Origin of the sequence: Demequina zhanjiangensis (genome assembly GCF_030418315.1) — a bacterium.
Taxonomy (GTDB): domain Bacteria; phylum Actinomycetota; class Actinomycetes; order Actinomycetales; family Demequinaceae; genus Demequina; species Demequina zhanjiangensis.
On the sequence record NZ_JAUHPV010000012.1, the window covers coordinates 16495 to 30554 of the forward strand.

Annotated in this window: 15 protein-coding genes; 6 read left to right on the forward strand and 9 right to left on the reverse strand. The window is 70.4% G+C overall.

Annotation, left to right across the window (positions count from 1 at the left end):
• Positions 1–4 precede the first annotated feature (4 nt).
• The 6 genes from mutM to rsmD form a co-directional block, all read right to left on the reverse strand.
• Positions 5–955, reverse strand: coding sequence for a bifunctional DNA-formamidopyrimidine glycosylase/DNA-(apurinic or apyrimidinic site) lyase (gene mutM, locus QQX04_RS14140; protein WP_301130307.1), 951 nt, complete (start codon positions 953–955; stop codon positions 5–7).
• Between the two features lie 33 nt (positions 956–988).
• Positions 989–1720 carry a ribonuclease III gene (gene rnc, locus QQX04_RS14145; protein ID WP_301130308.1) on the reverse strand — a complete coding sequence of 244 codons (732 nt, stop codon included), beginning with the start codon at positions 1718–1720 and terminating at the stop codon, positions 989–991.
• Positions 1721–1753: 33 nt separating this feature from the next.
• Positions 1754–1948 (reverse strand): 50S ribosomal protein L32, encoded by a 195-nt coding sequence (gene rpmF / locus QQX04_RS14150; RefSeq protein WP_301130310.1) that lies wholly within the window; start codon positions 1946–1948, stop codon positions 1754–1756.
• Between the two features lie 2 nt (positions 1949–1950).
• Positions 1951–2523 (reverse strand): YceD family protein, encoded by a 573-nt coding sequence (locus QQX04_RS14155; protein WP_301130312.1) that lies wholly within the window; start codon positions 2521–2523, stop codon positions 1951–1953.
• A 150-nt stretch (positions 2524–2673) separates the two neighbouring features.
• Entirely contained in the window at positions 2674–3156 is a 483-nt protein-coding gene (coaD, locus tag QQX04_RS14160) for a pantetheine-phosphate adenylyltransferase (RefSeq protein WP_301130313.1), read from the reverse strand.
• Positions 3153–3740: a 16S rRNA (guanine(966)-N(2))-methyltransferase RsmD gene (gene rsmD, locus QQX04_RS14165; RefSeq protein ID WP_301130315.1), complete on the reverse strand. Its 588-nt coding sequence runs from the start codon at positions 3738–3740 to the stop codon at positions 3153–3155. Before rsmD ends, coaD begins: the two co-directional genes overlap by 4 nt.
• A 61-nt stretch (positions 3741–3801) precedes the next feature.
• Between rsmD and QQX04_RS14170 the strand changes: the two genes are divergently transcribed.
• Both QQX04_RS14170 and QQX04_RS14175 read left to right on the forward strand, forming a co-directional pair.
• Positions 3802–4362 carry a cellulose binding domain-containing protein gene (locus QQX04_RS14170; protein WP_301130316.1) on the forward strand — a complete coding sequence of 187 codons (561 nt, stop codon included), beginning with the start codon at positions 3802–3804 and terminating at the stop codon, positions 4360–4362.
• A gap of 121 nt (positions 4363–4483) precedes the next feature.
• A complete protein-coding gene (locus QQX04_RS14175; protein WP_301130318.1) occupies positions 4484–5302 on the forward strand; it encodes a hypothetical protein in 819 nt (272 codons plus the stop codon).
• Between the two features lie 6 nt (positions 5303–5308).
• Here the strand turns inward: QQX04_RS14175 and QQX04_RS14180 are convergent, their stop codons facing one another.
• Positions 5309–7633, reverse strand: coding sequence for an ATP-dependent DNA helicase RecG (locus QQX04_RS14180; protein ID WP_301130320.1), 2325 nt, complete (start codon positions 7631–7633; stop codon positions 5309–5311).
• A complete protein-coding gene (locus QQX04_RS14185; protein WP_301130322.1) occupies positions 7630–9150 on the reverse strand; it encodes a DAK2 domain-containing protein in 1521 nt (506 codons plus the stop codon). The genes QQX04_RS14180 and QQX04_RS14185 overlap by 4 nt, the downstream gene beginning before the upstream one ends.
• Positions 9151–9387: 237 nt before the next feature.
• Here QQX04_RS14185 and rpmB point away from each other — a divergent pair, with 237 nt between their 5' ends.
• Entirely contained in the window at positions 9388–9579 is a 192-nt protein-coding gene (gene rpmB / locus QQX04_RS14190; RefSeq protein WP_084073692.1) for a 50S ribosomal protein L28, read from the forward strand.
• Positions 9580–9678: 99 nt separating this feature from the next.
• On the opposite strand, the gene QQX04_RS14195 is transcribed toward rpmB, so the two are convergent.
• Positions 9679–10377: a TetR/AcrR family transcriptional regulator gene (locus QQX04_RS14195; protein ID WP_301130324.1), complete on the reverse strand. Its 699-nt coding sequence runs from the start codon at positions 10375–10377 to the stop codon at positions 9679–9681.
• Positions 10378–10538: 161 nt separating this feature from the next.
• On the opposite strand from QQX04_RS14195, the gene QQX04_RS14200 reads away from it, so the two are divergent.
• The 3 genes from QQX04_RS14200 to QQX04_RS14210 are packed head-to-tail and all read left to right on the forward strand — an operon-like array spanning position 10539 to position 14058.
• On the forward strand, positions 10539–10985 hold the full coding sequence (locus QQX04_RS14200) for a DUF3237 family protein (protein ID WP_301130326.1): 447 nt from the start codon (positions 10539–10541) through the stop codon (positions 10983–10985).
• 46 nt (positions 10986–11031) lie between these two features.
• On the forward strand, positions 11032–12618 hold the full coding sequence (locus QQX04_RS14205) for an ABC transporter substrate-binding protein (RefSeq protein WP_301130328.1): 1587 nt from the start codon (positions 11032–11034) through the stop codon (positions 12616–12618).
• Positions 12619–12642: 24 nt separating this feature from the next.
• A complete protein-coding gene (locus tag QQX04_RS14210) occupies positions 12643–14058 on the forward strand; it encodes an amidase (RefSeq protein WP_301130329.1) in 1416 nt (471 codons plus the stop codon).
• Positions 14059–14060: the final 2 nt, after the last annotated feature.

Genomic DNA, 14060 nt, shown 5'->3' on the forward strand with positions numbered 1-14060 from the left:
AGCGCTAGACAGCGTCGATCCTGGGTTTCCTCACCCAGCGTCGTTGACACGTCGCGCACCAGTGCGTGGAGCGCCCGCCGATGACCGCCCGATGCAGGGGCCGCCCACACCTGTCGCACGGCTCCCCCGCCCTGCCGTAGGCGTGCAGTGACCTGTCGAAGTACCCAGACTCGCCGTTGACGTTCACGTACAGCGCGTCGAAGCTCGTGCCGCCCTGCGCGAGCGCGTCGCCCATCACCGCCCGCACGGCGTCGAGCAGGGCACGCGCTTGTGGGGCCGTCACCGCGTGGGCGGGGCGTTCCGGGTGCAAGCGCGCGAGCCACAGCGCCTCGTCGGCGTAGATGTTGCCGATGCCGCTCACTGCTGTCTGATCCAGGAGCACCTGCTTGACCCCGCGCGATCCGCGACGCCACGCGCGCGCCGTCGCCTGCGGGTCCAGCTCGGGGTCGAGCGCGTCGCGGCCGATGTGCGCGACCGAGACCGGGAGCAGCGGATGCACCGTGCCCTGTCCCGCGACTCGTCCGTCGACTGTCGCGACGAACGGCTCCGCGTGGAGGTAGCCGAACGTGCGCTGATCCAGGAAATCGAGGGTGAGCTGAGCCCCGTCGGCTCGCTCGAGCGAGAGTCGGGCACGGCAGTGGCGGTGCGGCTCGGGCGCGTCGGTCCACGCGCCGTCGTGCACTCTGAACTGGCCCGACATGCCCAGGTGGGCGCTCAGGGATGTCACAGGACGGCCGGGATCCGCGAGGTCCGCGAGCGTCAGCCAGAGGAACTTGCCGCGCCGGGCGGCCTCCGTGACCTGGAGGCCGAGCGTCTCGGCGGCGAACTCGGAGGCCCCGCCAGGCAGAAGCCTCACGCAGCTGTCGCGGCGGATATCCACGGCACGGATGGCCGTGTGAAGGATCAGGGACTCGAGACCGGTGCGGACGGTCTCCACCTCGGGCAGCTCAGGCATGCGAGCGCACGTTCATTGCGAACGCGATCCGGATCAGGCTTGGGACGCGGCAGCGGTGCCGACCTCGGCGGGCGCGTCCTCAAGAGACGCATAGGCGGCCGCGGCGGCCTCCTGCTCGGCGTGCTTCTTCGCAGTGCCGGTGCCCTGTCCGCGTACCTGACCGTCGACCACGGCGCGGGCGGTGAACACGCGGGCGTGGTCCGGGCCCTCGCCCTCCACGTCGTAGACAGGGGCCGGAAGCCCGAGCTCAGCGCAACGCTCCTGGAGCGAGGTCTTCCAATCCAGGGCGGCACCCGAGCGGGCCGCGGCGGCGAGCGACGGGCCGACGAGGCGCATGACGACGTCACGGGACGTCTCGATCCCGTGGGTCAGATAGACCGCGCCGAGGATCGCCTCGAAGGCGTCGCACAGGATCGAGTCCTTGTTGGACCCGCCCGTCGCGGTCTCGCCCTTGCCGAGCAGGATGCACGGACCGAGCTCGATCTGACGCGCGACGACGGCCAGCGACTTCTGCGAGACGCAGGCGGCGCGCATCTTGGCGAGCTCACCCTCGGGCAGATCAGGGTGCGCGTGATAGAGGTGGTCGGTCACGACGATGCCGAGCACCGAGTCCCCGAGGAACTCGAGCCGCTCGTTCGTCGGCAGACCACCCGCTTCGTACGCGAAGGAGCGGTGGGTGAGGGCGAGCACCAGCAGATCGGGGTCGATGGACACACCGATCCGCCGGACCAGGGCGTCTGCCGCCTGCTGGCCCGGGATGCTCACCGCTTCACCTCGCAGCGCGTAGTGGTACGCGCCTTATGCCTCGTGCTCGGTGCGCAGCGCCTCGGCGTACTGGCGGCCGTTGTAGGCGCCGCACGAGGGGCACGCGGTGTGGGGCAGCTTCTGGCCCTTGCACGACGGGCATGCGACGGTGGCGGCAGCAGTGGTCTTCCACTGGGCCCGGCGTGCACGCGTGTTGCTGCGCGACATCTTGCGCTTGGGAACAGCCACGGCTAACTCTCTTTCTTCTGGGACGGCTCGTCGACGGTCAACGTCTGCAGAGCCGACCACCTGGGATCGATCTTCTCATGAGTGTGACCCGGGTCGTCCGCGAGCCGTGCACCACACTGGTCGCACAGCCCCGGGCAGTCCGGGTCGCACAGCGGGGTGAACGGCAGCTGTTCAGCCACCGCGTCCCGCACGACTTCCTCGAGCTCGAGGGTCTCCCCGTCGAACTCGTAGACGTCCTCCGGCTCGTCCTCCTCGTCCTCGCGCTCCACGCCGGGGAGCTCGAAGAGTCCCTGGATCGGGGCGACGACATCAAGCCGCACCTCGTCCAAGCACCTTCCGCACTCGCCCACCGCTTCAGCGGAGACGGTTCCGGAGACCCAGATTCCATCCTGGACGGACTCGAGGCTCAGCTCGAGCCTCACGTCCGCACCTTCCGGCACGCCGATCATGTCGGTGCCGAGGACCGCGGGGGCTGGGAACTCCTCCGACACGAGACGCTGCGTCCCGGGTCGACCGACGATCTCCCGCGCGGGGAGGTCGTACGGAGAGGCCGGATGGCGCTTGGTGTGCGACACGAGCGCCTCCCGATCGGTTCCAGTCCTCATGGACCTCGGCCACACCAGACGGCGGGCCAGCGCACGATTCTACGCGAAAGATCGCCCACCGCTCAACCCGGGCGTCCAGACCCGCGGTGCGCGGTCCTCACCGGGTCACATCCGGCCCGTTCACCGAGGCTTGCCGAGCGCCTCGAGCACCGCCGTCTCGACCCCGGGCGGGACGTACGCGGTGATGTCACCACCATGCCTTGCCACGTCCCTCACCAGGGACGATGCGATGTGGCTGAGGGCGTTGTCCCCCGTGAGGAACACCGTCTCGATGCCCGTGATGGACCGGTTCATCAGGGCCATCGGCCGCTCGACGTCGTAGTCGGCACCACCACGGAGGCCTTTGACGATCGCCGTGGCGCCCACGCTCTCGCAGAAGTCGACCAACAGCCCCTGGGTCGAGGCGACCTCGATCCCGTCCAGGTGGGCCGTCGCCTCAGCGGCGAGCCGCACCCTCGTCTCCACGTCGAGCAGCGGCGCCTTGCTCGAGTTATGCGCGACCGCGATCACGACCTTCTCGAACACGGTCCTGGCACGCACGGCGACGTCGACGTGACCGAGCGTGATCGGGTCGAAGCTGCCGGGGAACACCGCGATCGTCATGCGTCCACGCTACCGTCGGCCGGGCCGTCGAGATCGACGACCCGTTCCCCGTAGTGCACCGTCGTCTCCCCATAGGCCTTGGACGCGACAGCCTCGATCCCCGACGGCCAGGGGGCCTCGCCTGCACGCGTCGACCATTCGAGGACGACGGTCGCCTCAGGCGAGAGCCTGGGCGCGAGGGCCTTGAGCACCGCAGCGAGATCGTCGCGAGCGATGTCGTAGGGCGGGTCGAGAAGCGCGAGGTCCCACGTGCCTTCCGTGCGTCCGAGGAAGGGAAGCGCCTTCTCCTTCACCGACGTGGCACGGCCCTTCAGCCTCAGGTCGGCGATGTTCGCCTGGATGACGCGCACGGCGGGAGCGGCCGCTTCCACGAGAGTGGCCGCGGAGGCGCCGCGGCTCAGCGCCTCGAAGGCGAGCGCGCCTGAGCCTGCGAACAGGTCGAGCACGCGGGCCCCGTGCAGGTCGCCCGCATGGTCGAGCCGCGAGAACACGGCCTCGCGCACCCGGTCCGTCGTGGGACGGGTCCCCTTGGTCGGCACGGAGATCCTCCGGCCTCCGAGCTCGCCGGCGATGATGCGGGTCATGCGTCCACGCTACCCGGTGGGGCACCACGCATCCGTCCCGGTATTCGTCTACGTTCGTCGGATGAGCATGCTGCACGAAGGGGGCCTCGTGGAACGGACGACTCGCACGCGCACGGTGGCATGGGCGGCGGGATCGCTCGTGGTCGGAGCGCTGTTGGGCTCGGGTGTCACGTGGGCGGTGATCTCGGGACAGGGCGACTCCTCGACCGAGGCGGTGGGGCAGGCTTCCCCGACGCCTTCCTCCACCGTCGTCGAGTCAGCCCCGGCAGACGAGCACGCTGACGCGACGCCCACCGCACCCATCCCCGAGGACGCCACCGATGGCTGCACCGCCGTCGTCACCAGCCATGAGAGCTGGGAGGGCGGATTCAAGGTCGAGGTGGAGCTCACGGCAGGCTCGGAGGACCTCGAAGGGTGGACGGCGTCGGTGCAGGTGGGTCCCGACGCCCAGGTCGGCTCTTCCTGGCGCACGCGTCCGATCTCTGTCGACGAGGGCGTCGCGACATTCGGACCTGAGGAGTACAACACGTCGGTCGATGCGGGCGCGAAGATCGACTTCGGCTTCGACGGGTCGGGAGATCTCACGGAGGACGTGCGGGCGAGCTGCTTCACCGAGCAGTAGCGCCTCATCCACGCGTGGTCCCGGCTCTCCGAGGTGCTCGCGGGAACACGAGAGCCTTGCCAGGCGCTGTCCTTCGGGATGCCCGCCGCGCGCTCCTTCGTGGCGGCAGGAAGGACGAGGCATGAGCCACGAGGCGAAGGACGACGAGGCTGCTGACGAGGTCACCGAGGCGCTGCCGACCACGCGCGAGCTGCCGGTCACGCAGCCGCTCCCCGCCGAGCTGCGCTCCGAGTCAGACCGGCACGTGCAGGCAGAGACCACTCAGGTGATCCCGGTCGAGCCGACAACGGACGCTCCGAACGACGCTCCGCCACCCTCGATCCCGCCTCGCGGCACGGGGCCTACGGCCACTGCTCCGAAGGCCTCCCCCACTCCTGCACCCCACGACGCCCGACCGGGGCGACCCGCACCGCTGCTGATCGGCGCCCTGGCCGTGATCGCAGTCCTGGCCGTGGCAGGGCTCACGCTCGGCGCGACCACGCTTCTCGGAGACCGGGGGCAGGTGGCCGCCGCAGCGCCGTCGGAGTCCCCGACGCCCTCAGTAAGCGCAACCACCTCAGGGATGCCGGCCTCCCCCACCCCGAGTGAGACCTCCACCGACACGGGGCTGGCCGACACCGTGGGCGTTGATGGCTCGCCTGGGAGCGACGGTGCCTGCACCGCCGAGGTGCGCAAGGAGAAGGCGAAGGACGGCGAGTTCAAGTTCGACGTGAGGGTGAAGGCACGCGCCGGCGGCGTGGAGACGTGGGAGGTTCGCGTCGACATCGGCGATGCCGCGGCGACCGAGGTGAAGGATGCGATCCTCGTGGGCCAGAAGGGTGGCGTCGTCACCCTGGCAAGCGCCGACGGCGCCGAGCCGATCGCGTCGGGCAAGCACACGGATCTCAAGGTCGAAGGCACGGGTGAGCCGAGCGGGCTCGCGATCGCCTGCGACTCCTGAGGCGGCTCAGCCCCGCTCGAGGAACTGCTCGCGATCCTCACCCAGGAACTCGTCGATCGCCAGCCCTAGGGCGGGGTGCGCGGTGAGCCGAGGGTCGGCGGCGACGAGCGCCTTCGCGTCCTCGCGTGCCTGAGCGATCACCTTGGCGTCGCGCACCACCCTGAGAAGCCTCAGCGAGTTGCGCCCGCCCGACTGCGCGGAGCCGAGCACGTCGCCCTCGCGGCGCAGCTCGACGTCCTTGTCCGCGAGCGCGAAGCCGTCCGTCGTGCCGGCGACCGCGGTGAGCCGCTCCTCGGCGACGCTGCCCTCGTCGGCGCTCGTCACCAGCAGGCAGACGCCCGGCAGCCCGCCTCTGCCGATGCGGCCCCGGAGCTGGTGCAGCTGCGAGATACCGAAGTGCTGGGCATCGAGCACGACCATCGCGGAGGCCTCGGGGACGTCGACGCCCACCTCGATCACGGTCGTCGAGACCAGCACGGGGGTCCTGCCTGACGAGAAGGCCGACATCGCTGCGTCCTTGTCCTCCGCGGACATGCGTCCGTGCAGCAGACCGACACCGACGCCCTCGAGCTCGGGTCGCGCGGCCAGCATGCGGGCGACCTGCGTCGCCGCGGCGAGGGGCGCGCGCTGCGTGGACTTCGCGGCGGCAGCGTCGCCGTCGAGCGGGAGCATGCCGTCGTCGGCCAGGTCGTCCGCGCCCGCCTCGGGCGAGTCCGGGTCCGCGGCGTCGGCCGAGTCGTCCTCATCGATGCGGGGGCAGACGACGTAGGCGCGCCGGCCCGCGGAGACCTCCTCGGCGACGCGCGCCCACACGCGATCGAGCCAGGCGCGGTTGCCCGCGGGGACGACGTGCGTGACAACCTCGGCGCGGCCGGCCGGCCTCTCGTCGAGCACCGTGGTCTCCAGGTCGCCGAAGACCGTCATCGCGACCGTGCGTGGGATGGGCGTCGCCGTCATCACGAGGGTGTGGGGCGGGTGCTCCCCTCGGGTGCGCAGCGCGTCCCGCTGCTCCACACCGAAGCGATGCTGTTCATCGACCACCACGAGGCCCAGGTCAGCGAACTGGACGGTCTCGCTCAAGAGCGCATGCGTGCCGACCACGATGCCGGCCGCGCCCGAGGCGGCGTCCGCGAGCGCCTGCCGCCGCGCCGCCGCCCCCTGGGAGCCGGTCAGCAGGGCGATCCTGGTGCCGCGCGCGTCGCCGCCGAGCGTGCCCGCCTCGGCGAGGGCACCGAGCATGGCGCGCAGCGTCCGAAGGTGCTGCGCGGCGAGTACCTCAGTGGGCGCGAGCAGGGCGGCCTGGCCACCGGAGTCGACCACCTGGAGCATCGCCCGCAGCGCCACGAGGGTCTTGCCGGAGCCGACGTCGCCTTGAAGGAGGCGGAGCATGGGGGTGTCCGCGCTCAGGTCCGCGCCGATCTGCTCGCCTGCGCGGACCTGGGCTCCCGTGAGGGGCCACGGCAGCTCGGAGTCGAAGGCGTCGAGGGCTCCGCCGGAACGTCCGGGGCGAGGCACCGTGCGGTGAGCATCGTGTGCGGCGCGTCGGCGGGCGAGCGCGGACTGCAGGACGAGCGCCTCCTCGAAGACGAGACGCTTTCGCCCGGCCCTCCAGTCCTCGTCCGTCTCGGGGACGTGCACTCCCCTCCACGCGTCGAGCAGCCCGACGTGACCGTGGCGCTCAAGGATCTCCTGCGGGACGGGGTCCGTGACGTCCTCGGGGGCCAGAGGGTCCAGGACGGTGCGGACGGCGCGCCCGATGCGCCACGTGGGCACTCCTGCCGCCGAGGGGTAGATCGGGATCGGACGGGAGGCCTCGAGGACCGCCTCGTCCTCGTCGGCCGCGTCCACGCCGACGATCAGGTAGTCGGGATGGGTCAGCTGGCGCTCGCCGCGATACTCACCGACCGTGCCTGTGAACAGGCCGGTGCGGCCCGCGCGCAGCTTGTCCTCGTGCATCCGCAGGACGCCCATGCGCTTGGCGAAGAACGTGAGTCGGAGCGAGTCCTGGCCGTCGGTGACGACCGCCTCGAGCATCGCTCCACCGCGGTTGCGCATGGGACGCGTCGTCGCGGACCGGACCTGCGCCATCACAGTGACGTGCTCGCCGACGCGCAGGTCGCGGATCGGCGTCATCTCACCAGGGCTTCCGTAGCGGCGAGGATAGTGCCTCAGCAGGTCGCCGACGGTGGCGAGACCCAGCTTGCCCAGCGACTGGGCGGTGCGAGTTCCCAACACCTTCGACAGCGGCTCGGTGAGCCTTCCGCCCGAGTGAGGTCCGGGCACGGCCGGGCCCGCGTCGACGGCGTCGGCTCCGCCCTGCGCGGGGCTCATGCGTCGAGCGACGACTCGACGCCGATGAGGATGCCCGGCTCACCGTGCCCGCCGTCCAGCACCTGCACGTCCGCGAGCGGGGCGACCTTGGCGAGCGACGCCCGCACGGTGTCAGCCACCATCTCGGGTACGCCGCGCGCGAGGATCAGGGTGACAAGGTCGGTGTCGGCGCCGATCATCCTGTCCACGTCGTCGTCGAGCGCATCGACCGAGGAGGACTCGGTGGCGGTACGGGCGACCGCATCGGCCATCAGCTCCGCAAGGTCCTCTCCCGGCGTCGCGAGCGCGGCGGCCGCCACAGCTGCGACGACCTGCGCCTCGTGGCCCGCCTCGAGCACCGTCATGCGCCAGTGGCGACGTCGCGCGGCAAGGTCCTTCGCCGCGAGCCGCAGCGCCGGGTTCCCTGCCACGACCACCGCGGAAGAACCCGAGGCGTCCTTCACCGCCCGCCGCAGCTCACGCTTCTTCAGCCGTTCCGGATCGGGGACGACGAGCACGACAGCACCCGCGTCCGTCAGCGGCTCCGCGAGCCCCGGGCACGAGGTCAGCGCGACCACGCCGGTCGCCGCCCTGTCGCCCGCGTGGCTCATGAGAAGGCTGCGCACCACGATCTGTCGCGCGTCCACCGACTGTGCGATCCGCACCGCACGCTCCGGCAGGTCGGTGTGCACGTGCGCCTGGGCGAGTCCGTGGCCGAACGACACGGTGACGGAGTCTCCGATCGCCTCGAGCTCCATGCGCAGCGCGCCGACTGCATCCGCGTCGGGCGGCGTCGCGACGAACATCACCTCGTAGGCGCCGCCGCCGGGCACGCCATGGCCCTCCGAGGCAGGCGTGTGGATCACGGTGCGACCCTCGCGCAGCTCCCACTCGACCTCGTCAAGCGCCTCGAGCGCACCTTTGCCCGCAAGGGTCTCGGCGAGCATCTCGAGCTGGAGCACCAGCCCTGCGGCGCCCGCGTCCACCACTCCTGCCTCGCGCGCGCTCGGGAGCTGATCGTGGGTCAGCGCGAGCGCGGCACGCGCCGACACGACGGCAGAGACGGCGACCGCCTCGCGTCCCGCCTTGGCCTGGACGGCCTCCCTCGCGCCCTTCGCGGCTGCACGCGCGACGGTGAGGATCGTGCCCTCGACGGGAGAGCTGACCGCCCGGTACGCGGACTCCGCAGCAAGCTCCAGCGCGTCCGCGATCGCCGCGGGCTTGGCCTTGTTCAGGCCGCCTCGCTCGTCGATCGCGGTCAGGAAACCAGAGAGGTACTGCGAGACGATGACGCCCGAGTTCCCGCGCGCGCCGAGCAGCGCACCGCGGGCGAAGGCGGCGACCACCTCACGGTGCGACGCGTCGTCCGGGAGCTTCGCGACGGCACGGTTGCCTTCCTGAAGCGTGAGGTAGATGTTCGTGCCCGTGTCCGAGTCCGCGACGGGGAACACGTTGATCGCGTCGAGGCTCTCGCGTGCGCGCTTCACCGCGTCGACGCCGGCGGTGAGCCAGCGACGCAGCTCTGCGGCCTCGCTCATCCGTGCACCTCTCTGCTCACAGTTGCCGCACGCGGTAGACGCTCAGCCCCGCGTGATCCGCTTCTTATCGTGGCACGAGCGTGAGACGATGGGGCGCAAGGACGAGCCCTCTCGGGGCGACGTTTGGCGCATCGCGCCCTCGTCCTATATCCTTGTGCGGTTGCCCGAGCACCTTCGGGCTCTCAATCGTGGCACTGTCGGAGTTCGCCGGCGTGCAAGAACTGTAGGAGAACTATCGTGGCTGCCAACTGCGACGTCTGCGGCAAGGGCCCCTCGTTCGGGCACTCCATCTCGCACTCGCACCGCCGCACCAAGCGTCGCTGGAACCCCAACATCCAGCGCGTCCGTGCCGTGGTCGCCGGGACCCCCAAGCGCCTGAACGTGTGCACCTCGTGCCTCAAGGCCGGCAAGGTCACCCGCAACGTCTAAACGTCTCAGCGGTCCGCCGCTGAACTGAACGGGCACCCCCATCAGGGGGTGCCCGTTTTCTGTTGTCCCCAGCCGGTCCTCGCGCCTACGCGAACCGCGTCATTCAGACAGTGAGTCGGACGCGACTCCCTGCGCCTGCGCGATGGTCGCGAGCCCTGCGATGTACGTGTCGATGATCGCCTCGAAAACCGCGTCGTAGTCGACGACGCGCAGCTCCTGCATCAGTCGCTGCACGTGCGGGTGATGCATGACATCGCCCACCTCGTACGCCTGCACCCATCCTTCTGCACTTGGCTGATCGGTGAGCCCTGACAGTCGTGCCGCATGGCTGGAGGCTGTCCCGAGCACCGTGTTCGCGAAGGCCTGGTAGTGCAGGACCGCCTCTGCTCCTTCGAAGCCCGCCTGGTGCACGGCCTCGAGCACGGCGTCCACGGCCCGAAGCTCGTTGACGCCTCCGGTCACGATGGTCATGGCGAGAGAGGACGCTGCGGGGTGGGAGGTGGCGGTCCGCCATGCCCGCCAGCCCAGGTCACGCAGGTCGGCGCGCCACTCGCCGCTCGGCTCGTAGCCTGCGAGCGAGAGTCCGTCGAGGTGGTCGGCGATGGCGACGAGCAGATCGTGCCTGCTCGCGAAGTGGCGGTACACCGCGGTCGGCGAGGCCTTCAGCTCGGCGCCGAGCGCGTTGAAGGTCAGCGCGGCCACCCCGTCCCTGTCGAGCAACGCCATGGCGGCCCCGAGGATCTCCTCCGCGGAGAGCGATCCGCGTTTGCGGCGCGCGTGCCGGGCCGTCGACGTCATGCGTTCCTCCTGATCATCTGTTGCTCACCCCATCTTGGCCCACGGTAGGCCGGTCACCTGTTTCTGCCGTGTAGAACCTTTGTTACAAGTTAGTGAATACCGTTGACTATGGCGTTCACTATTGCAGACTGGCTCTCCAAGACCCCCGTCAGAGGAGCCACATGCCAGTCCCGGACGCACCCACGCTCACCTACCGCTTCACGATCGTCGCCGAGGTCGGCGAGTACCTGAAGCTCCATCAGGACGCGGCACGCATGCTCGAGCTAATCCCCATCACGGGCGGAACCATCTCCGGCGACCTGACCGGCTCCGTCGTCCCCGGCGGTGGCGACTGGTGCTCCACCCTCGCAGACGGCTCGTACGAGGTCGAGGCCCGCTACGTCTTCCAGACGGACGACGGTGCACTCGTCGACGTCGTCAACACGGGAATCCTTCGCCACCTCGGGGACCAGAAAGGACCTCCGAGCGAGATGGGCTACTTCCTCACCACCCCGACCTTCAGGACCGTCGCGCCTGACCTCCAGTGGCTCACGCGCTCGCTCTTCCTCGGGAAGGCGCGAACCGCCCCCGGCGCCACCACGATCGACATCTTCGAAGTCTCACCCTGACCCACACCCACCGACACCACCCGCCCCACCACAAGGAGACACACCGATGACAGCCCGACCACGCGCCGTAGCCCTGCTCGGGGCAGCGCTCGCACTCACCCTCGCCGCCTGTGCACCCACCGAGGCCTCCTCGGACGGCACCCCCGACGCCGCCGGCACCAGCGGCACGACCGTCGACACCGACACGATCCGAGTCACCGTCGACGTGCCTGCCACCTTCGACCCCGGCGCCGCTCAGTCGCTGCCCGACTTCGTGCTCGCCCGCATGTCCTACGACACGCTCGTCCGACGTGACGACTCGGGCCTGGTCCCCGGACTCGCCGCCTCGTGGGAGTCCGACCACTCGTCCGCGACCTTCACGCTGCGAGACGGCCTCACCTGCGCTGACGGCACCCCGCTCACCGCGAGCGTCGTCAAGGACTCGCTCGACTACATGGCCTCCTCCCCCGCAGCGATCGTGAACGCAGGGCAGGTCTTCGGCACCAACGTCCCCGCGATCGTCGCGGACGACGACGCGGGAACCGTCAGCATCACGCTCGACAGCCCGTGGCCCGACATGGTCACGGGCCTCGCGATGGCGGCAGCCGGCATCGTCTGCCCGACCGGTCTCGCCGACCCCGAGGGCCTCGCGACCGGAGCCGTCGATGGCGCCCAGTCCGGCCCGTACCTCCTCGAGTCCGCCGAGCCCGGCGTCCGCTACGTCTACAGCCTGCGCGACGACTACGACGCCTGGCCCGAGTGGACGTCCGACGTGGCCGGCGCACCCGCCGAGACCCTTGAGTTCGTGATCTCCCTCGACTCGTCCGCGACCGCCAACCTGGTGCTCAGCGACGAGCTCGACATGGGCCACATCCAGCCACCCACCATCGAGCGGTTCGACAGCGAGCCTGACTTCGACATCAACACGTTCCCGTTCTCAGACACCTACGTGATCTTCAACGAGCGCGACTCGAGCCCCTTCGCCGACCAGGCGGCACGCGCCGCGGTCGCCCAGGCGATCGACCGGGACGCCTTCAACCAGGTCACCACCCTCGGTCTCGGCGAGGTCACCCCCGGCCTCACGACCCTCGCCGCACAGTGCCCTGCACCCTCGGAGGACGCGGTCATCGCCTACGACGCCGCAGCCGCCTCGGAGGTCCTCTCCGGCATGACGATCAGGATGATCGGCCCGAACATCGTCGGCGACAACGGCTCCGGCAACGAGTACATCGCGGAAGCGCTGCGCGCCGCAGGAGCCACGGTCGAGCTCAACAACACCGACGTCGGCACCTGGATCTCCACGCTGTACACCGACTGGACCAGCTGGGACATGACGATCTACGCCGACCTCAACTTCCTCGGAAGCCACACGAGCGCCGTCGACACGTTCCTCGGAGCCCCGTTCGAGGAGGGCGGCACGAACCTCGGCGCCGTGAGCAACCCCGACGCCGAGGACGCGTTCGCGGCGTTCCTCAACGCACCCACGGATGAGGAGTCGTGCGCCGCGCTCAACAGCTCGGTCGAGGCGCTCGTGTCGAACGCCGACACGATCCCGCTCGTGAACTCGCCCTTCACGTACGTCGAGCGCCCCGGATTCACGGTCTACAACCTCGGGTCCGCTCTGGACGACCCGATCTACCGGATCGACAACTGACCTGACCCCTCGGTGGGCGCCCCTGTGAACCCCACCACCTCGGTCATCGACCTGGCAGCGGCACTGCAGCGCCGCGAGGTCTCGGCAGTCGAGACCGCCCGCCTCTACCTCGATCGCATCGACGCCCTCAATCCGGGCGTGAACGCGATCGTCTGGATGGACCGCGAGGACGTCCTCCAGCGCGCGGAGGCCGCGGACGCGCGCCTCGCAGCAGGCACCGCCCGCCCCTTCGAGGGCGTGCCGATGCCCATCAAGGACCTGATGCCGGTCGCCGGCCAGCCCTGCACCATGGCCTCGCTCGGCGTCTCGGACGCGCCCGCGCAGAAGAGCGACCTGCTCGTCACCCTCCTCGAGGACGCAGGATTCGTCCTGTTCGGTCGCACCAACTCCCCCGAGTTCGGCTCCCTCACCGTCAGCGAGAACGAGCGGTGGGGCACCACTCGCAACCCCTGGAACCTCGCCTACACCTCGGGAGGGTCCTCCGGCGGCGCCTCCGCCGCGGTCGCAGCAGGCCTGGCGCCGATCGCCCAGGCGGGAGATGGAGGCGGCTCGATCCGCGTGCCCTCCGCCGCCACGGGACTCGTGGGCCTCAAGGCGAGCCGAGGCCGAGTCCCCACCGACGTCCGCGGCTGGGAGCACGGCGTGAGCGAGGGCTTCATCACCCGAACGGTCGCCGACACGGCCGCGGTCATGGACGCCGTCTGCATCCCCGACCTCCACGGCTGGTACACGGCACCGCCGCAGAAGACACCGTTCCTCGAAGCCGCCCGGAGCACGGTGGCGCCCCTGCGCGTCGGCCTCCTGCTCACGCCACCCACCGGCGTCGAGGTGGACGACGACTGCATCCAGGCCGCCATGCTGATGGCCCGCACCCTCGAGGAGGCCGGGCACACCGTGGTGCCCGTGGACCCCTTCATGTTCAACTCGGCCACGATCCTGGGATTCACCGACAAGGTGCTGAGCGCCGCCGTGTGGGCCGAGGACATCGAGGACCCGTCCAGGCTCGCGCCCTACATCCGCCGCAAGTACGAACGTGCTCAGCAGATCCACGCCGGCGAGTACGTCCGCCTGACCCTGGAGCTGCAGGCGGAGAGCCGTCAGGTCGTGTCCCAATGGGGTAAGGACTTCGACGTGCTCCTCACCCCGACGACGGCCTGCGTGACCCCGCCGACCGGGGTCGTCACCGACGATGCCAACGACCCGGACAACCCGAGCCTCACCGAGGTGCGCACAGTGTCGTTCACGGCATTCGCGAACATCGCGGGGCTTCCCGCCATCAGCCTGCCCGTCACCACCGACAGCCGAGGCATGCCGGTCGGCGCGCAGCTCGTCGGCGGCCCCTACGACGAGGCGACGCTCCTGAGCCTCGCTGCCGACGCCGAACGCAGGCTCGAGTGGCACACCCGCATCGCGCCGATCGCGCTCACGGCAGGAGTCTGACG